At 40.9% G+C, this 18,187-nt stretch carries 19 protein-coding genes; 5 read left to right on the forward strand and 14 right to left on the reverse strand.

Annotated elements, in window-relative coordinates:
• Nucleotides 1–229: 229 nt before the first annotated feature.
• The 14 genes from ACNKW3_RS18620 to mnmG all read right to left on the reverse strand — a co-directional run bounded on the left by ACNKW3_RS18620 (nt 230) and on the right by mnmG (nt 13,066).
• Nucleotides 230–1,438: a saccharopine dehydrogenase family protein gene (locus ACNKW3_RS18620; RefSeq protein WP_427400843.1), complete on the reverse strand. Its 1,209-nt coding sequence runs from the start codon at nt 1,436–1,438 to the stop codon at nt 230–232.
• 203 nt (nt 1,439–1,641) lie between these two features.
• Nucleotides 1,642–2,058 (reverse strand): F0F1 ATP synthase subunit epsilon, encoded by a 417-nt coding sequence (locus ACNKW3_RS18625; protein ID WP_427400844.1) that lies wholly within the window; start codon nt 2,056–2,058, stop codon nt 1,642–1,644.
• A 32-nt stretch (nt 2,059–2,090) separates the two neighbouring features.
• Complete coding sequence (gene atpD / locus ACNKW3_RS18630) at nt 2,091–3,473, reverse strand: F0F1 ATP synthase subunit beta (RefSeq protein ID WP_427400845.1); 1,383 nt, start codon at nt 3,471–3,473, stop codon at nt 2,091–2,093.
• A 31-nt stretch (nt 3,474–3,504) separates the two neighbouring features.
• Nucleotides 3,505–4,365: a F0F1 ATP synthase subunit gamma gene (gene atpG, locus ACNKW3_RS18635; protein WP_427400846.1), complete on the reverse strand. Its 861-nt coding sequence runs from the start codon at nt 4,363–4,365 to the stop codon at nt 3,505–3,507.
• A 54-nt stretch (nt 4,366–4,419) separates the two neighbouring features.
• Nucleotides 4,420–5,961: a F0F1 ATP synthase subunit alpha gene (gene atpA / locus ACNKW3_RS18640; protein WP_427400847.1), complete on the reverse strand. Its 1,542-nt coding sequence runs from the start codon at nt 5,959–5,961 to the stop codon at nt 4,420–4,422.
• Nucleotides 5,962–5,974: 13 nt separating this feature from the next.
• A complete protein-coding gene (gene atpH / locus ACNKW3_RS18645; protein ID WP_427400848.1) occupies nt 5,975–6,508 on the reverse strand; it encodes a F0F1 ATP synthase subunit delta in 534 nt (177 codons plus the stop codon).
• Nucleotides 6,509–6,519: 11 nt separating this feature from the next.
• The gene (gene atpF / locus ACNKW3_RS18650) at nt 6,520–6,990 is read right to left on the reverse strand and encodes a F0F1 ATP synthase subunit B (protein WP_427400849.1); all 471 of its coding nucleotides are present in this window, start codon (nt 6,988–6,990) and stop codon (nt 6,520–6,522) included.
• Nucleotides 6,991–7,027: 37 nt separating this feature from the next.
• Nucleotides 7,028–7,258, reverse strand: coding sequence for a F0F1 ATP synthase subunit C (gene atpE, locus ACNKW3_RS18655; protein ID WP_427400850.1), 231 nt, complete (start codon nt 7,256–7,258; stop codon nt 7,028–7,030).
• Nucleotides 7,259–7,328: 70 nt separating this feature from the next.
• Nucleotides 7,329–8,159, reverse strand: a complete 831-nt coding sequence (gene atpB / locus ACNKW3_RS18660; RefSeq protein ID WP_427400851.1) for a F0F1 ATP synthase subunit A — start codon at nt 8,157–8,159, stop codon at nt 7,329–7,331.
• 74 nt (nt 8,160–8,233) lie between these two features.
• On the reverse strand, nt 8,234–8,617 hold the full coding sequence (locus ACNKW3_RS18665; protein WP_427400852.1) for an ATP synthase subunit I: 384 nt from the start codon (nt 8,615–8,617) through the stop codon (nt 8,234–8,236).
• Nucleotides 8,618–8,814: 197 nt separating this feature from the next.
• The gene (locus ACNKW3_RS18670) at nt 8,815–9,720 is read right to left on the reverse strand and encodes a ParB/RepB/Spo0J family partition protein (protein WP_427400853.1); all 906 of its coding nucleotides are present in this window, start codon (nt 9,718–9,720) and stop codon (nt 8,815–8,817) included.
• Between the two features lie 33 nt (nt 9,721–9,753).
• Nucleotides 9,754–10,539 (reverse strand): ParA family protein, encoded by a 786-nt coding sequence (locus tag ACNKW3_RS18675; RefSeq protein ID WP_427400854.1) that lies wholly within the window; start codon nt 10,537–10,539, stop codon nt 9,754–9,756.
• 11 nt (nt 10,540–10,550) lie between these two features.
• Nucleotides 10,551–11,177: a 16S rRNA (guanine(527)-N(7))-methyltransferase RsmG gene (gene rsmG, locus ACNKW3_RS18680; protein WP_427400855.1), complete on the reverse strand. Its 627-nt coding sequence runs from the start codon at nt 11,175–11,177 to the stop codon at nt 10,551–10,553.
• The gene (gene mnmG, locus ACNKW3_RS18685; protein WP_427400856.1) at nt 11,177–13,066 is read right to left on the reverse strand and encodes a tRNA uridine-5-carboxymethylaminomethyl(34) synthesis enzyme MnmG; all 1,890 of its coding nucleotides are present in this window, start codon (nt 13,064–13,066) and stop codon (nt 11,177–11,179) included. Before mnmG ends, rsmG begins: the two co-directional genes overlap by 1 nt.
• A gap of 563 nt (nt 13,067–13,629) precedes the next feature.
• Between mnmG and ACNKW3_RS18690 the strand changes: the two genes are divergently transcribed.
• The 5 genes from ACNKW3_RS18690 (at nt 13,630) to ACNKW3_RS18710 (ending at nt 18,172) form a co-directional block, all read left to right on the forward strand.
• A complete protein-coding gene (locus tag ACNKW3_RS18690; RefSeq protein ID WP_427400857.1) occupies nt 13,630–13,776 on the forward strand; it encodes an entericidin A/B family lipoprotein in 147 nt (48 codons plus the stop codon).
• Nucleotides 13,777–13,815: 39 nt separating this feature from the next.
• Nucleotides 13,816–15,204: a DUF2254 domain-containing protein gene (locus ACNKW3_RS18695; protein ID WP_427400858.1), complete on the forward strand. Its 1,389-nt coding sequence runs from the start codon at nt 13,816–13,818 to the stop codon at nt 15,202–15,204.
• A gap of 32 nt (nt 15,205–15,236) precedes the next feature.
• On the forward strand, nt 15,237–15,872 hold the full coding sequence (locus tag ACNKW3_RS18700; protein WP_427400877.1) for an OmpA family protein: 636 nt from the start codon (nt 15,237–15,239) through the stop codon (nt 15,870–15,872).
• Nucleotides 15,873–15,967: 95 nt separating this feature from the next.
• Complete coding sequence (locus ACNKW3_RS18705; RefSeq protein WP_427400859.1) at nt 15,968–16,939, forward strand: endonuclease/exonuclease/phosphatase family protein; 972 nt, start codon at nt 15,968–15,970, stop codon at nt 16,937–16,939.
• A gap of 117 nt (nt 16,940–17,056) precedes the next feature.
• A complete protein-coding gene (locus ACNKW3_RS18710; protein WP_427400860.1) occupies nt 17,057–18,172 on the forward strand; it encodes a glutathione S-transferase family protein in 1,116 nt (371 codons plus the stop codon).
• Nucleotides 18,173–18,187: the final 15 nt, after the last annotated feature.

Below are 18,187 nucleotides of genomic sequence, written 5' to 3' on the forward strand. Positions count from 1 at the left end.
TGAACGTTATAGAAGTCAAGCACAAGCGCTTATTGCTTGAGCTTCGCTGCTTCGCCTTGCTAAGTGATGTTAGAACACCGGTTGCCATATACCACCTTGTTGATACTGTAATTCTACAGTTTTCAGAAGCTTACCTTGAGTATGAACCCGAACATTATTGGTTAGAAACCGATTCAGTACCAAATACAAATATTCTACAAGCTCTGAATCAGGTTCACCTTCATAGAACTTAGTCTAACTGCTGTATTTCAATACCTGCATGCTTTTCCAGTCTTTGCGTCAGGGGTTCAGCCATAGCAGAAGCGGGTGTCCAGAAGCCACCTTTTACCTTTGGTATATCTTTAGCAATGCATAGAGCTGCCTGCACTAACATTTTTGCAGTAGAACCGTATCCAGGGTCTCTATCACCTGTTACTTGCACTACTTGATTTTCGCCATTTGATAGCTCAGCGTAAAAACGCATGTCGAACATCCCTTTTAACTGTTCTTTTTTACTTGGACCTTCGCCAGGTTTGGGAAGCACATACTTTTCCAATATGCTGCGAATTGGGCTGATACTCGCACCTAAATAAAAGGCACCTAAGCCAAAGGTAAACTTCTTCGCTTGCTTACTGTTTTTAGCCGACATCGCCTCGTCATATAAAAAGTTTTCCCCATACATATCGCCCAAAAGTGCGTTACTTCTGTGGACTATACGTTCATTGATCGAAGCCATCACAAAGGGCATAGTCCAGATATTCAGTTCTTTATCAAATTCGGCTTTTTTATGATTTTTCTGGCGCTGGGTGTAGTTATGATCTTCTGGACATAAAACATAAGGATTCACTAATACCTTTTTTAGTTTTGGATTACGTTTAGTCTCTTTCAAAATATTCATCATGCTGGCAATAGTGCCACCAGATGCACCGCCTTTTAACTTTCTCACGCGCATTTTAATGCTTAGGGCTGGTTGTTGGGTTTTCTCTAAGGCTAATTGTTGCGACTTAAAAACGCCTAAATCAGAAGGAACGGAATCAAAACCGCAGCTATTGATAATACGTGCACCTGTCTGTTTAGCCTGTTCATGATATTTATTAATCATTGCGTAAATCCACTGTGGTTCGCCGGTTAAGTCACAGTAGTCAGTGCCAGTTTTAACACACATTTTCACCATAGGTTCGCCATATAAAGCATATGGACCCACGGTTGAAATAATTACCTTTGTTTTTAGGCAAATTCGTTCAATTAGTACTTCGTTTTCTGCATCAGCGACAAAATGCGGTACCTGTTCTAATCCGAATTTTTCTTTTACTTCTAGCAATTTCGATTCGTTTCGCCCGGCCATCGCCCAGCTTATCTTTTCGTCATCATAGTCTGCCAAGTATTCACACATGATTTGACCTACAAATGAAGTCGCTCCATAAAGAATAAAGTCGAATTTGTCTGATTTTTTTGCCATTTTTAAATCCAGTTGGTTCAAGATAAGTGAAGCTCATCGGCATAGACTACAGGTTTATGCTATTGAGAAAACATTATTTGCTTAATTCTAGAATATACTCTTCTTTTATACCCATTGATCAAATATGTTCCATATGGAACATATTCACAGGCATAAAAAAACCGGTGCGATGCACCGGTTTTTAGATTTGACTGGTAAAGCGATTATTTACGTAACTTTTGAATCAGTCTAAGTTGCGCAATGGCTTCTGCTAATTCTACGGCTGCTTCAGCATAATTGAAGTCAGACGCACTAGCATTTGCTATTTTATCTTCAGCGTGTTTTTTAGCATCAAGGGCAGCAGCTTCATCTAAGTCATCAGCTCGTACTGCTGTATCAGCCAGTACAACCACTTGACCAGGCTGAACTTCTAGCGTTCCGCCGGCTACATAAATGAGCTCTTCTTCGCCGTATTGCTTAACGACTCGCACCATACCAGGCTTAATTCCAGTAATTAAAGGTGTATGACCAGGATAAATACCTAACTCACCTTCTGTACCTGTAACTTGCATGTGCTCAACAAGACCCGAAAAAATCGAATCCTCTGCGCTAACTACATCCAAGTGAACTGTCATTGCCATGTTGGGCCTCCTGTAATCTAGCCGTTAGGTGATTACTTTTTCGCTTTCTCAATTGCTTCTTCGATAGAACCAACCATGTAGAACGCTTGTTCTGGTAGGTCATCGTACTCACCTTCAAGAATGCCTTTAAAACCAGCAATCGTATCTTTTAGCGCTACATACTTACCAGGAGAACCAGTAAATACTTCTGCTACGAAGAAAGGTTGAGATAAGAAACGTTGAATCTTACGAGCACGTGATACCACTTGCTTGTCTTCTTCTGAAAGCTCGTCCATACCTAGGATTGCGATGATGTCTTTCAATTCTTTATAACGTTGAAGAACTGATTGAACACCACGTGCAGTGTCGTAGTGGTCTTGACCAATTACAAGAGGATCAAGCTGACGTGAAGTAGAATCTAGTGGGTCAACCGCTGGATAAATACCTAAAGACGCGATATCACGAGACAATACAACTGTTGCATCTAAGTGAGCAAAGGTAGTGGCTGGTGATGGGTCAGTTAAGTCATCCGCTGGTACGTATACCGCTTGGATTGAAGTTATTGAACCCGTTTTAGTTGACGTAATACGTTCTTGTAGAACACCCATTTCTTCAGCAAGTGTTGGCTGGTAACCTACCGCAGAAGGCATACGACCTAACAATGCAGATACCTCTGTTCCCGCTAGAGTATAACGATAGATGTTATCTACGAAGAAAAGAACGTCACGGCCTTCATCACGGAATTTTTCAGCGATAGTTAGACCTGTCAAAGCAACACGTAGACGGTTACCCGGTGGTTCATTCATCTGACCATATACTAGTGATACTTTATCTAGTACGTTTGATTCATTCATTTCGTGGTAGAAGTCATTACCCTCACGAGTACGCTCACCAACACCAGCGAATACTGAATAACCGCTGTGCTCGATTGCGATGTTACGGATAAGCTCCATCATGTTAACAGTTTTACCAACACCGGCACCACCAAACAGACCAACTTTACCACCTTTCGCGAATGGGCATACCAAGTCGATTACTTTGATACCAGTTTCAAGTAATTCAACTGAACTTGATTGGTCTTCGTAGCTTGGCGCTTCACGGTGAATAGACATTTTCTCTTCTTCACCAATTGGGCCAGCTTCATCGATAGGGTTACCTAATACGTCCATGATACGGCCTAGAGTAGCTGTACCTACTGGAACTTGAATTGGTTCACCAGTGTTATCTACTGGGATACCACGTCGTAAACCATCGGTAGTACCTAGCGCGATTGAACGCACAACACCACCACCAAGCTGTTGTTGTACTTCCAATGTTAGTCCTGCTAAGTCACCTTCGGTCACTTTTAGTGCATCGTATACACGAGGTACTTGATCTTGTGGATATTCAATATCCACAACAGCACCTATGATTTGGACGACCTTACCTTGACTCATAATTTGTCCTCTTAAACTTAAAATTCTTTACCTAAACCGCAGCAGCACCACCGACAATTTCGCTGATTTCTTGCGTAATTGCGGCCTGACGCGCTTTGTTATATACCAACTGCAACTCATCAATAAGGTTACCAGCGTTATCGGTAGCGGCTTTCATTGCTACCATTCGCGCAGCTTGTTCTGAAGCTGCATTTTCTACCACGCCTTGGTAAACCTGAGACTCTATGTAACGCTTCATCAAACCTTCTAAAATTTCTTTCGGGTCTGGTTCATAGATGTAGTCCCAACGATGTTGCAGCGCCTGATCTTCCGATTTAGGCAAAGGCAACAGTTGATTGATCAATGGTTCTTGCGACATAGTATTCACAAAGCTGTTGTAGCATAAATAAATGCGATCTAATTCGCCTTTGTCGTATGCTTCTAACATGACTTTTACTACACCAACGACACTGCTTAACGTTGGTTTGTCACCTAAGCCTGATTCAGCAGCAAGTACTTCACCACCGTATCGCCCAAAGAATCCAATCGCTTTTGAACCAAGGGCTGCAAACTTAACGTTTACGTCCTGTTCTTTATAATGACGAATTTTTTGAGCAACAGCTTTAAACTCGTTAGTGTTCAAACCACCGCATAGACCGCGATCCGTTGACACTACGATAAAACCTACGTTTTTCACCTCACGCTCTTCCAAATATGGATGGCGATATTCGAGGTTACCGTTTGCAATATGACCAATCACTTTTAGCATTGCTTCTGCATATGGACGGCCAGAGCTCATACGCTCTTGTGCACGCTTCATTTTTGAAGCAGCAACCATTTCCATTGCACTGGTAATCTTTTGAGTATTTTTAATACTCCCAATTTTACCTTTTATCTCTTTTCCGCTAGCCATGACAATCTCTCCGATTACTCAACAATGCGCCCCGCATTTAACGAGGCGAATTGATTACCAAGTTTGGGTTGCTTTGAATGTATCAAAAGCTTCTTTTAGTTGGTTTTCAATATCATCGTTGTAGTTACCCGTTTCGTTGATTGTCTTCATCAACTCAGCTCTTTCATTGTTCATGTAAGAGTGTAGGGCAGCTTCAAAATCTAATACTTTGTTTAGCTCGATATCTTTTAGATAGCCTTTTTCAGCAGCAAACAATGAAACTGCAGTTTCACCCACAGACAGTGGTGCATACTGGTTTTGCTTCATTAATTCAGTTACTCGCTCACCGTGCTCTAACTGTTGACGCGTTGCTTCGTCAAGGTCAGATGCAAACTGAGAGAAAGCTGCTAGTTCGCGATACTGTGCTAGTGCTAGACGAATACCACCACCAAGCTTTTTGATGATCTTGGTTTGTGCAGCACCACCAACACGAGATACCGAAATACCGGCGTTAACCGCAGGGCGAATACCCGCGTTAAACAAGTCAGTTTCTAAGAAGATCTGACCGTCGGTAATTGATATTACGTTTGTAGGTACGAAGGCTGATACGTCACCTGCTTGTGTTTCGATGATAGGTAGTGCGGTTAATGAACCTGTTTTACCTTTCACTTCACCGTCAGTGTATTTTTCTACATAGTTCGCGTTTACACGAGCTGCACGCTCAAGTAGACGTGAGTGAAGATAGAAAACGTCACCAGGATAAGCTTCACGACCTGGCGGACGACGAAGAAGTAGTGACACTTGACGATAAGCAACCGCTTGCTTTGACAAATCATCATATACGATAAGTGCATCTTGTCCGCGGTCACGGAAGTATTCACCCATAGTACAGCCAGAATATGCTGACAAATATTGTAATGCAGCAGACTCAGACGCAGAAGCAGCAACGATAATAGTGTGCGCCATTGCGTTGTGTTCTTCTAACTTACGTACTACGTTAGCAATAGTAGATGCTTTTTGACCGATAGCTACGTATACACATTTAACACCAGTAGTTTTCTGGTTAATGATGGCATCGATAGCTAAAGCCGTTTTACCTGTTTGACGGTCACCGATAATCAACTCACGCTGACCACGACCGATTGGAATCATAGAGTCAACAGACTTATAACCAGTTTGTACTGGTTGGTCTACTGATTGACGCTCGATTACACCAGGGGCAATTTTTTCTACAGGTTCAAAACCTTCAGCGTCAATTGCGCCTTTACCATCAATTGGCTCACCAAGCGTATTCACAACGCGACCAAGTAGAGCTTCGCCTACTGGTACTTCAAGAATACGACCTGTTGAGTTAACTTTTACACCTTCCTGAAGGTCTGCGTATGGACCCATTACAACCGCACCTACTGAATCTCTTTCAAGGTTTAGTGCAATGGCGTAACGTCCGCCAGGAAGTTCAATCATTTCACCTTGCATAACATCTGCAAGGCCGTGAATACGAATGATACCGTCAGTTACACCAACGATAGTTCCTTCATTTCGCGCTTCACTTTTTACATCAAACTGTTCAATTCTCTTTTTGATCAGTTCTGCAATCTCAGTGGAATTAAGTTGCATGCTCTTATCCCCGTTATGCTTGCAACGCGTCTTTTAGACGGTTCAATTTAGAATGTACGGAACCATCGATCACTGTGTCACCGGCTCTGATAATTACCCCGGCAACTAATGTTGGATCCACGTTACAATTAAGCTGTATTTTGCGCGCAAATCGTTTTTCTAGTGCGGCACCGATGTTGGCTTGTTGCTCAGAGCTAAGTTCTGTAGCAGATGTCACTTGAACATCTAATACTTTGTCATACTCTGTCTTAAGTTGAATGAAGCTATCTGCTATTGCAGGTAGTGCAACTAAACGGCCATTTTCAGCTAAAACTTTTACTAAGTTTTGGCCATGTTCATTTAATTGGTCACCACATACAGCAACAAAAATTTCGCCAAGCTTAGAGGCAGCTACTGCGCCAGTAAGTAAGCCTTGCATTTCTTCATTTTTCGCAACTTCACCAGCAAAAACTAACATTTGTTGCCAGTTTTCTACGTCGGATTTTTCTACCGCAAAATCAAAAGCAGCTTTTGCATAGGGACGAGCGATAGTTGTCAATTCAGACATTTCGCTCTCCCTTACAATTCTTCGACAAGTTTTTCAACAATGTCATTTTGTGCCTGAGCATCAATCTCACGTTGAAGAATACGCTCTGCACCCACAATAGCTAATGCTGCTACTTGTTTGCGAAGTTCTTCTTTCAAACGGTTCTTTTCTGCTTCGATTTCTGCGTATCCTTGCGCAATAATTTTTTCGCGTTCAGCGTTACCTTTTTCAGTTTCTTCAGAAACTAACTGGTTAGCACGCTTCTTCGCTTGGTCGATGATTTCTGCAGCCTGTGCTTTAGCATCTTTAAGTTGCTCAGTTGCTTTCGCTTGAGCAAGTTCTAGATCTTTTTCAGCACGTTCTGACGCAGCCAAACCATCTGCAATAGTCTTTTGACGATCTTCAATTGCTTTCATCAGTGGTGGCCATACATATTTCATGCAGAACCAAACAAACACAGCAAAAGCAATTAACTGACCGATAAGAGTGGCGTTAATATTCACGTCCGCTCCTCCTTAATAAGTTCGCTAAAAACGTGGATTAAAGTAAATATTCCGGTGGAGCGAACAATAGGAATAATGCGATACCTACACCGATCATCGCGATGGCGTCGATAAGACCTGCTACGATAAACATTTTTACTTGTAGAGTAGGTGCCAATTCAGGCTGACGAGCTGCAGACTCAAGGAATTTGCCGCCCAAAAGACCGAAACCGATAGCGGTACCAAGGGCACCCATACCAATTAGAATAGCAACAGCGATTGCAAGCATGTTAAATCTCCGATTTATAGTTAAGTTAAAAATTAAAAGTTAAAAAATATATAGCTAAAAACAGTTATTTCTAATGGTCTTCACTAGCCAAGCTTAGATACACGATGGTCAACATCATGAAAATAAAGGCTTGTAATGGAAGTACCAAAATGTGGAATACGGCCCACATAAAGTGTAACGGCAATTGTGCTAAACCAATTGTCGCTATCAAAATAAATATCAATTCTGAAGCATATAGGTTACCGAACAAACGCAGTGCTAACGACAATGGTCTAGCAAGCAAGGTAACGGTTTCAAGAATAAAGTTCACTGGAATAAACGCCCAATGACCAAAAGGCTGCATAGTAAGTTCTTTAGTGAAACCACCCACACCTTTCATTTTGATTGAATAGTATAGAATTAGTACAAACACACCTAATGCAAGTGCAAATGTAAGGTTTAAGTCAGTAGTAGGTACAAACTTGAAATATACCTGAGAAGGCTCCATTCCAAATCCATATTGCCCAACTAAACCCGCTAACATTGGAAGTACATCTACCGGCACCAAATCCATAAGGTTCATGAGCAGAACCCAACAAAAGATGGTTAAGGCTAGTGGTGCAATTAATGCACTTTTACCGTGGAAGGTACTTTTTACGTTGTCGTCAACAAAGTCGTACACTAACTCGACAAATGCCTGTAACTTACCCGGCACGCCAGTAGTGGCTTTTTTTGCAACGCTACGGAAAATGAAAATGAATACCAAACCTAGCAAAATCGATATCGCAAGCGTATCTATATGCCAAACCCAAAAACCAGCATCGTTACAAGCATAGTTGAAGCCGATACCTTCTTCGGTAGAGCACATTTTTGCATTGGTTAAATGGTGTTTGATGTATTCTTCGGTACTATCGTACGCCATTGTTTACCCCAAATTGTGTAATTTAAAAATCTTTACTTTCTTTTCTACGTTCTTTTATTCAGTTGCCATTTTAACTAAGCACTGTGACGTAAAAAAAACATAGCGGCCCACTGGCTCACCATGGTTATTGCATAGGCACCTAATAAAAATAACGGGTGGGTGCCAAATTGTGCAAAAGCAATAACAAAAAATAGGGTTGTAAGAGCAAGCTTAATCTTCATTCCTTGACTCAAACTACGCGCAACTTCCTGATTCTTGGTTGCGCCTGCATATCGGAATACCCAATACGCAAAAATACTATGCGGTATGATAAAACTGAGAACACCAAACACAACAGCGATTACGTATGCTGACCAAAAAAGTGCAGTTAAAATTATTATCCCGATTCCGGTAAGTATTTGTACCAAAACTCCTTTTAAGGCTAGGGATTTTCCATCTGCTGCTAAATGTGTTTGCATTCACCTATACACCTTAGGTGTCATACCTTTATATAGAGCGCGAGAAGTATACTTTGAATGCAAAAAAATTCAACCATAAAGCCAAATTATTAAACGCATTTTCAACATTAATTTGCGCAATAGTAGTATTTAAATCAATACCTTTGCACTTTGCTTCTCACTAAAAAGGTGCAATCAATGAAGAATGCACTTTTTATTTACTCTTCGGTTTGTAAATGTGCCAGTATGCCGTCTAATTGATCCAAGCTGGAAAATTCGATGGTCACCTTGCCTTTACCCCGATTATTGTGTGCAATCTTAACAGGTGCACCGAACTTGTCTGTAAGACTGTTGGCTAATCTCTTCACATCAGGATCAACTTCAGGTTTGGCTTTTTTATCAGCGGCAGGGGCTTGTTCACCAGACAGTAGTTTCCGTACCAGCTCTTCAGTCTCGCGTACGGTAAGTCCAGTTTCAGCGATTTGTTTTGCAATGTTGGCTTGTTCTTGACCATCAATGGCTAGCAACGCTCTAGCATGACCCATGTCGATATCGCCGTGCTCGAGCAGTGTTTTAACCTCAGCTTCTAAGCCATTGAGGCGAAGAATATTGGTGACTGTGGTGCGCGATTTTCCTACTGCATCTGCAACTTGTTGATGAGTAAGATTAAATTCTACCATTAGGCGCTCTAAAGCTTGCGCTTCTTCCATGGCATTTAGATCTTCACGCTGAATGTTTTCAATCAGTGCCATCGCAACAGCAGCATCATCTGGAATACTCTTAACCAAACAAGGCACTTTTTCCAGTCTTGCTAGCTGAGCTGCTCGCCAGCGACGCTCACCTGCGATAATTTCGTATTTGTCTTTACCGACAGCTCTAACCACTATTGGTTGAATAATGCCTTGGGCTTTAATTGAAGCTGATAATTCTTCCAAGGCTTCGGTAGCCATGTCTTTTCTTGGTTGGTATTTACCAGGTTGCAAAAACTCAATTGGCAATTGTTGGAGTTCACTTTCTTCAACATTTGCATCAGCATTTTCGGCATTATGTTTATCAGCACTGCGTTGACTTGTGGCAAGCAATGCGTCTAGTCCTCGTCCGAGCCCTTTTGGTTTTGGCGCCATATTGATTAACCTCGATAAACCTTTTGTTTATTTTTATTGTGCAGCTTTTTCTGTTTGCTTTTGCCTGCGAATGATTTCACCAGCCAGTGCTAAGTAAGCTTTTGCACCTGCTGATGATTTATCATAGTACATGGCTGGGGAACCAAAACTAGGCGCTTCAGCCAAGCGAACATTACGCGGAATCACAGTGCGATATACTTGATCGCCAAAATGTCGTTTCAGTTGTTCTGATACATCATTCGCCAAGCGATTACGTGGATCATACATGGTGCGTAACACACCTTCTATCTTTAAATTAGGATTTACCACTGATGCCAATTTGCCAATGGTATCCATAAGCGCGGTTATCCCTTCCAGCGCATAGTATTCACATTGCATTGGTACCAATACAGAATCTGATGCTGCTAGAGCATTCACCGTGAGCTGATTCAGCGAAGGCGGACAATCAATAAAGATAAAATCATAGTCTTTGCAAATAGGTGCAATCGCATTTCTAAGCCTGACTTCTCGAGCGAAGACTTCCATCAGCTTTATTTCTGCAGCAGTAACATCTGAGTTACCCGCAATTAGATCATACTTACCTGACGTATCTTTAATGATCACTTCAGACGCAGGTTTTTCTTCGATAAGAAGTTCGTAGCAGGTACTGTCGACTTCATATTTATCAACCCCTGATCCCATAGTAGCGTTGCCTTGAGGGTCAAGATCGATAAGCAATACTTTACGTTTAGTCGCTGCCATAGACGCAGCAACATTCACCGCAGTCGTAGTTTTACCTACACCACCTTTTTGATTTGCGATGGAAATTACTCTGGCCAAAATATATCCTGCTATTGTTGTCTAATTTTAACCAAATGGCGCTCGCCTTCTAATTGAGGCACTACAAGCTTTTCAGTGTTTACAACGGTAAAACCGGCTGGGATGTCTGCTAATTCAGCCTTGTTTAACTGCCCCTTTAAAGCTAAAAATTCGCCAGTGGGTGCGACTAAATGTTCACACCAACTTAGCATATCAGACATTGACGCAAAAGCGCGAGATAAAATGCAATCAAAGCCTATCGAAGGTTGAAATTCTTCTACACGCGCTTGAATTGCGTTGACATTTTTTATGTCTAACTCAAACAGCGCTTGTTTTATAAACCGAATACGTTTACCTAAAGAATCAATCAAAGTGAACTCAACTTCAGGTAACATAATGGCAAGTGGCAAACCTGGTAGTCCAGGTCCGGTGCCTACATCAGCTACCCGAGCACCGCTTACAAAAGGCGTCACAACAATGGAATCCATAATGTGTTTCACTAACATCTCGTTAGGATCTCGTACTGAACTCAAATTGTAAGCCTTATTCCACTTATGCATAAGATTCACTAAGCCTACGAGTTGTTGCTCTTGTTTATTCGTTACCGACAAATTTGTTTCAGCAATCAGCGCTTGCAGCGCGGGAAGCAAATCCGACATTAAGCACTTTTCCGCAACATTTGATGTTTTTTCAAGTACACCAATAACAATGAAATCGCCGCTGGGGTTATGCCTGAAATTCTTGATGCCTTACCAATGGTTTCAGGTCTTGCTTGTTCAAGTTTTGCGACAACTTCATTTGAAAGTCCGCTCACGCTTTTATAATCGAAATCTTCCGGTAACAAGGTATTTTCGTGGCGTAGTGTCTTAGCAATTTCGTCTTGTTGTCGAGCAATATAGCCTGCGTACTTAATTTGGATTTCCACTTGCTCAGCCGCTTTTTCATCCAGCACTGATGGACCTAAAGAATCAATCGTCATTAATTTTTCATAGCTGATTTCAGGACGTCGCAATAATTCCTCTAATGAGGCTTCTTTGCTGATTGGATTCTTAAGAATTTGATTCAAACTTTCAGTCGCGGCATGTTTAGGGTGCACCCAAGTTTTGGCCAAGCGCGCTTTTTCTTGTTCAACCGCTTCCATTTTTTGTTCAAATGCTGCCCATCGCTCGTCATCAACTAAGCCTACTTGTCTACCAAGTTCTGTTAAACGAACATCTGCGTTATCTTCTCTCAACAATAAACGATATTCGGCTCGACTGGTGAACATTCGATAAGGTTCTTTGGTACCTAAGGTCGCTAGGTCATCTATAAGAACGCCCATGTAAGCTTGGTCTCTACGAATTTCTAAAGCCGGTTTTTCCATTGCTTGTAAGGCAGCGTTTGCGCCAGCAATTAGGCCTTGAGCACCTGCTTCTTCGTACCCTGTTGTACCATTAATTTGACCAGCAAAGAACAGGCCTTGGATAAATTTAGTTTCCAGACTTTGTTTTAAGTCTCTAGGATCAAAAAAGTCATATTCAATAGCATAGCCTGGACGAATTATGTGTGCGTTTTCAAACCCTTTAATAGAGTGGATGAGCTTGGTTTGCACATCAAATGGCAAGCTAGTCGATATCCCGTTTGGATAGACTTCTATGCTGTTAAGGCCTTCAGGCTCTACGAAAATCTGATGTGAATCTTTATCAGAAAAACGCATTATTTTATCTTCAATTGAAGGGCAGTATCTCGGACCAACACCTTCAATAACACCCGTATACATAGGTGATCTGTCTAATCCAGAACGAATAATCTCATGCGTATTTTCGTTTGTATGGGTGATGTAACAAGAAATTTGACGAGGATGATCTTCTACCTTCCCCATAAAAGAAAATACAGGAAGTGGAGTGTCCCAAGGTTGTTCTTGCATGACTGAATAATCGAGAGTTCTAGCATCTAATCGCGCTGGTGTACCCGTTTTTAACCTGTCCACTCGAAACGGCATTTCGCGTAAACGTTGGGCAAGTGCAATGGAAGGTGGATCGCCTGCGCGACCGCCTTTGTAATTTTCTAATCCAATGTGAATTGTACCGCCTAAAAAAGTACCTACAGTAAGTACAACAGTTCGGGCTTTAAATTTAAGCCCCATCTTAGTCACTACACCTGTTACTTTTTCGTTCTCTACAATTAAATCATCACAAGATTGCTGGAAGAGTGTCAGATTTTCTTGGTTTTCCAACATTTGCCGTATAGCTATACGATACAAAGATCTATCGGCTTGAGCACGAGTAGCTCTTACCGCAGGGCCTTTGGATGAATTTAAGGTACGAAATTGAATGCCAGCTTTATCAATGGCCTTTGCCATTGCACCACCTAAGGCATCAATTTCTTTGACCAAATGTCCTTTACCAATGCCTCCGATAGCTGGATTACATGACATTTGCCCAAGAGTCTCAATACTGTGAGTCAATAATAGAGTATCCGCACCCATTCGCGCAGCCGCGAGAGCAGCTTCAGTACCTGCATGACCACCACCTACAACAATTACGTCAAAGTCTTTTTGGAAAAACATTGGTTACTCTCATTAATAGAAATTATCGACACCCTCAAAAAAGGGCGCATAGTGTATATGAGTCTGCGCTTATTTTAAATGATTATTAATTGAACAATAGGCGTTTTTTTATCGAGTTTTTCACCTTGGTTAAAATTACCTCGATTTTAAATATAAAAAGATCTCTTTATATAGATCTCTATTATTATTCTTATTAAGCACAAGGGTTTCTGTGGAAAACTCATTTTTTATATTATTTTTCATATCGTTACAGCGATCATAATCCATGTATAAATCTGGTATATCTGGCTGAAATCTTATGTATAACCACCCTAGTTATCCACAGCGAAAAAAACATAATTTTTTATTCAGATCCTGTCCTTGAATTATGAACAAGGTTATTAGCATCTTATCCACAGGCAACTTTCATTTGGAAAATTTTTCTGTCTATAGTGAATAATATTCCTAATCTGTTTTAATAAATTTAAAAATATACAATTAAATCAATAATTTAACTATTGGCATTATTTTAGCTTTCCATGAACCACAAAAGATTAATTTAAAAAATTGTCATGGAGAACATCATGAGAAATTCATTCTATGTAAAATTAAAATTGGCTTTCTTCGCTATTTTCGCAACGCTTTTGTCCGCTTGTGCTACCGTCGATGGTATGGGACAAGATATAGAATCAGCAGGTGAAGAAATTCAAGACGCAGCCGACAGCGAATAGTAATCACCATAGCCCTTTGCATGAATGCAAAGGGCTTTTTTGTCTTTTTATCCCATGCAGATATCTAAGCCTAAACTTTTTAAAGTCTTAGAAAACCTAAGCACAAATTTCTGGGCGATTCCTTTTACATTTTTATTTACCGCAATCGCCATGGTATTTGTGGTTCGGTTTCTAGATTCGGTTCAAGGCGTCACAGAACTGCCGGTGTTATCTTGGATGTATAGCATAGGGCCAGACAATGCTAGAGCTATGTTGTCTTCATTGTCAGGGGCTATCATTTCAGTCACGGGTATCGCTTTTTCAATGATCATTGTGACCCTCACATTAGCGTCGAAACAATTCGGGGCCAGGCTGATCCGCAATTTTATGCAAGACAAAAACACTCAAGTCTCTTTAGGGATTTTAGTATCGAGTTTTGCTTTTTGTTTCATATTACTTGGATTTATCCGAGATCAAGATGTCGAAGAATATGTGCCAGGCGTTGGTCTACTTTTATCCTTTGGCATTAGTATCGCTGTATTAATTACCATCATATTTTTAATTCATCATGTGGCCAACGCAATTCAAGCGGAAAATGTGATTAGTGCCTGTTGGCAAAAGCTTTGTGAAGATATTGAACGTATCTTTCCCAATGACACCAGCGATCAAAGAGAGGCGTATTCTTTATCAGAATATTCACTTGTGGATTGCACAATCAAAGCGTCTTCAGACGGATATGTACAGGGTATCGACTATGATGCAATTAATGGGTGCGCAGAAGAATTAGACCTGTTAGTCGTTATTCATGTTAAACCTGGCCAATATGTGTGCAGTGGACATGATATTGCACATTTCTACACAGAACAAAAACACCTTGGCAATTCTCACAATAGTGATGACTTGCAAGACAAGCTATCGAACGCTTTTATTGTGGGAGGGAATAGAACCCCTGTGCAAGATCCTGAGTTTGCCATCAATCAGATGGTTGAAATTGCACTTCGCGCTCTATCTCCTAGCCTTAATGACCCTTTCACAGCCACTACTTGCTTAAACAGGATAGCGAGCAGTTTAGTGTTAATTGGTAATCGAGATTTACCCTTACCTGTTTTGCTTGGACAGTCTGGGAAAATGCGGGTTATTCGGTCTGTGGCTAAATTTGAAGGCATAGTGGAGACCGGTTTAAGTCAGATTCGTCAAAACGCTGTAAAACAAGTCGACGTGTCTTTAGCTTTTTTGGACGCCATTATTCTAGTTCTGCACAACTTGAGAGACAAAGAAAAGCGTGTCGTAGTTTTTGCCCAAGTCAAAATGTTAAAGGCTGCATTTATGCGGCTTGAGCATTGCGACCAAGACAAACAGATTTTTCAGTTTAGATTCGAGAAGATTGAAAATTTAGCCACAGCTTCAACTCGCAATTCCAATATATCTAACGCCGTAAGTGTTGGATAGAAGATTACATTTATGAAGGAGATTTTATGAAAATGTACACTACAAAAACCTTGTTAGCCATAGCCGTTGCCTGCAGTTTGACCGTAGGTTGTTCTAATACATCGAACACGCAAAGAGGCGCTGGTATTGGCGCAGTTGTGGGTGCAATTGCGGGTAAGGCCACAGGTGACCATGATAAAAGTCGTTATGTGTGGGGCGCAGCCATTGGTGCTATCGCCGGCGCCGCTATTGGTGATTACATGGATAAGCAAGAAGAGCAGCTAAGAGAAGAATTATCTGATACTGGTGTTCAGGTCGTGAGACAAGGTGATGAGTTAAAATTGGTAATGCCAGGTAATCTTACCTTTGATACAGATAGCGCAGCCGTTTCTGCTAATTTTTATCCAGTATTGAATGATGTGTCTGCAGTGCTTAAAGAGTTTGATAAGACCCGATTGAGCATAGAAGGTCATACGGATTCAGTAGGAGATTCAGATTATAATCAAGATTTATCGATTCGTAGAGCGAACAGTGTCGCTGCTTATTTGGCGCAACGGAATGTCGATGAATCAAGATTAAGAACGCTAGGTATGGGAGAAACTGCGCCCATTGCTAGCAATGAAACTCGGTCTTCTCGAGAGCAAAATAGACGTGTTGAATTGAAAATAATTCCTGTCACTACGAGTTAAGCGCGAGTAAATATAAGGTAATTGTTCTGGATTAACTTAGGGCTTTTTACCTAAGTTAATCCAGAGGGACGAGCGATTAGATTTAAAGGTTTGTTATGTTACACACTGCATTGTATGTAGTATTTTTTGGGTTAATTTTAATCACGATATTACCCTTGTTCCCTTCGAATCATTGGTTTTTTCGCGGTTGGGAGTTTCCTCGAGTACAGATTTCAGTGCTTTGTGTTGTGTCGGCAGCAACCTGTCTCTTTTTGTTTCCTGATCCCCTTTTTATCGTATTATTTATCGGCTTAGTCCTATCTCTTTTTTATCATTTGGTGTGGATTGTGCCCTATACCGGATTGATGGATATTGAGGTGAGATCTTCAAATCAACATGATAAAGGACCTCGTTTAAAAATTTTGACCAGTAATGTTTTAATGCCGAACAAGTCTGCTGACAAGTTACTTGCACATATTCATACACACAAGCCTGATGTGGTGGTTACCTTAGAGTCAAACCAATGGTGGCAAGAGGCATTAGAGGAAATTCATGATGATTATCCCTATCGAAAATTTCGACCTTTAGAAAATCTCTATGGTATGCATTTGTACAGTCGTTACCCGCTCGAGGATTTTGAGGTTGTAGATTTAATTGAAAAAGATGTTCCCTCAATGCATGGATATTTGTGCTTAAATGAAAATTATAAAGTGAAATGTCACTTTACCCATCCAGCGCCTCCTAGTCCGACGGAAAATGTAAAATCTACTCCCCGTGATGTTGAATTGTTATTGATTGCAAAACAGGTATCTGAACAATCAGAAGATGAGCCAACCATAGTAGCAGGGGACTTAAATGATGTAGCATGGTCGCCAACCACAAGGCAATTTAGGCAAAAAAGTGGTTTGTTAGACCCGCGTATTGGCCGCGGAATGTTTAATACCTTTCATGCAGATTATCTGTTTCTGAGATGGCCATTAGATCATGTTTTTATCAGCCATCATTTTGTATTAGGGAATATTCAGCGACTATCTAGTATTGATTCAGACCATTTCCCGCTACTCACCGAAATAGTGCTAAAAAACTAATAATGGCGTCAGGCTCCATTATTAGATGTTCCATTCATAATGGATATGGCGATCTATGGATTAAATAAAATTATTGCCAACCCTTTATTTTATTAAGATGCAGACAGCTTATGTTCAATGCAATCAACTCAACAGAGGTTTGGCATGTATCAACTTATTGGGTCACCGGTTTCCTTATACACAGCGAAATTAAGAGCTTATTTACGCTATAAAGCGATTCCTTTTAGTGAATGTTTGAGTACCGGTGAAGTGTACAAAAAAATTATTTTGCCAAATACTGGAGTGGCTTTTATCCCTGTTTTAAAAACCCCTGAAGGTCATTATCTTCAGGACACCACGGATATTATTGACCATTTAGAAGCCTTGTTCACTCAAAATAATATCTTTCCTTCAACGCCTAAGCAGCGCTTGGTCGCCCATTTATTAGAGGCCTATGGTGATGAATGGTTGGTGAATCCGGCGATGCTTTATCGTTGGCGGATTGAAGAAAATAAAGCCTTCGCATTAAGAGAATTTGGTAAAACATCGGCGCCAAATTTAACGCCGGCAGAACAATTTACTATCGGTCAAAAAAATGCGGGGCCGTTTGCTGGGGCGCTTCCGTATTTGGGGATCACAGATAAATCTGCCGGGGCGATACAAACTAGCTACCTGCAGCTATTGGAAGATTTAAACAAGCATTTTCAAGAACATGAATTCTTATTGGGCTCTCGTCCAAGCATTGCTGATTTTAGTTTCTTTGGCCCGCTTTATGGACACCTTTATCGAGATCCAGCGTCGGGTAGACTAATGCAAGAGCATGCACCAAATCTTTGTGCTTGGATTGACCGCTTACTTACACCATATCCGCTTTGCGGCAAGTTTTTAGACAATGATGAGGTCCCAAATACATTGCATCCAATATTACAAAGGTTGCAATTAGAATTGCTTCCCGTGATACAACAAACGTTCAAAGAAGTTAGTCAATGGGTTAGCGATAATGGCGAAGGCGAGATACCGCGTAGCATAAGTACACTTTCCTATAAAATAGGCGAGGTCGAAGAAAAACGTCATGTGTTTCCATTTAATTTATGGAAATGGCAACGAGTAAATGATCACATTCAAACTTTACATGAAGAGTCTAGAAACAGTCTTGGCCAATTAATAAACCTTAAAGCCTGTGAATTACCAATACAAACACCTGAGTTTAGGTTAGCGCGAGTAAATAACATTTTAATGGTTAAATGGGTTTGATGTTTTAGCCATGGC

Origin of the sequence: Glaciecola sp. 1036, from assembly GCF_050306235.1 — a bacterium.
Lineage (GTDB): Bacteria > Pseudomonadota > Gammaproteobacteria > Enterobacterales > Alteromonadaceae > Glaciecola.

Excerpts from the sequence above, each read along its gene's own strand:
- ACNKW3_RS18620 (WP_427400843.1), bottom strand. The coding sequence starts at position 1,438 with ATGGCAAAAAAATCAGACAAATTCGACTTTATTCTTTATGGAGCGACT.
- ACNKW3_RS18625 (WP_427400844.1), bottom strand. The coding sequence starts at position 2,058 with ATGGCAATGACAGTTCACTTGGATGTAGTTAGCGCAGAGGATTCGATT.
- atpD (WP_427400845.1), bottom strand. The coding sequence starts at position 3,473 with ATGAGTCAAGGTAAGGTCGTCCAAATCATAGGTGCTGTTGTGGATATT.
- atpG (WP_427400846.1), bottom strand. The coding sequence starts at position 4,365 with ATGGCTAGCGGAAAAGAGATAAAAGGTAAAATTGGGAGTATTAAAAAT.
- atpA (WP_427400847.1), bottom strand. The coding sequence starts at position 5,961 with ATGCAACTTAATTCCACTGAGATTGCAGAACTGATCAAAAAGAGAATT.
- atpH (WP_427400848.1), bottom strand. The coding sequence starts at position 6,508 with ATGTCTGAATTGACAACTATCGCTCGTCCCTATGCAAAAGCTGCTTTT.
- atpE (WP_427400850.1), bottom strand. The coding sequence starts at position 7,258 with ATGCTTGCAATCGCTGTTGCTATTCTAATTGGTATGGGTGCCCTTGGT.
- atpB (WP_427400851.1), bottom strand. The coding sequence starts at position 8,159 with ATGGCGTACGATAGTACCGAAGAATACATCAAACACCATTTAACCAAT.
- ACNKW3_RS18665 (WP_427400852.1), bottom strand. The coding sequence starts at position 8,617 with ATGCAAACACATTTAGCAGCAGATGGAAAATCCCTAGCCTTAAAAGGA.
- ACNKW3_RS18670 (WP_427400853.1), bottom strand. The coding sequence starts at position 9,720 with ATGGCGCCAAAACCAAAAGGGCTCGGACGAGGACTAGACGCATTGCTT.
- rsmG (WP_427400855.1), bottom strand. The coding sequence starts at position 11,177 with ATGTCGGATTTGCTTCCCGCGCTGCAAGCGCTGATTGCTGAAACAAAT.
- mnmG (WP_427400856.1), bottom strand. The coding sequence starts at position 13,066 with ATGTTTTTCCAAAAAGACTTTGACGTAATTGTTGTAGGTGGTGGTCAT.
- ACNKW3_RS18690 (WP_427400857.1), top strand. The coding sequence starts at position 13,630 with ATGAGAAATTCATTCTATGTAAAATTAAAATTGGCTTTCTTCGCTATT.
- ACNKW3_RS18700 (WP_427400877.1), top strand. The coding sequence starts at position 15,237 with ATGTACACTACAAAAACCTTGTTAGCCATAGCCGTTGCCTGCAGTTTG.
- ACNKW3_RS18705 (WP_427400859.1), top strand. The coding sequence starts at position 15,968 with ATGTTACACACTGCATTGTATGTAGTATTTTTTGGGTTAATTTTAATC.
- ACNKW3_RS18710 (WP_427400860.1), top strand. The coding sequence starts at position 17,057 with ATGCAATCAACTCAACAGAGGTTTGGCATGTATCAACTTATTGGGTCA.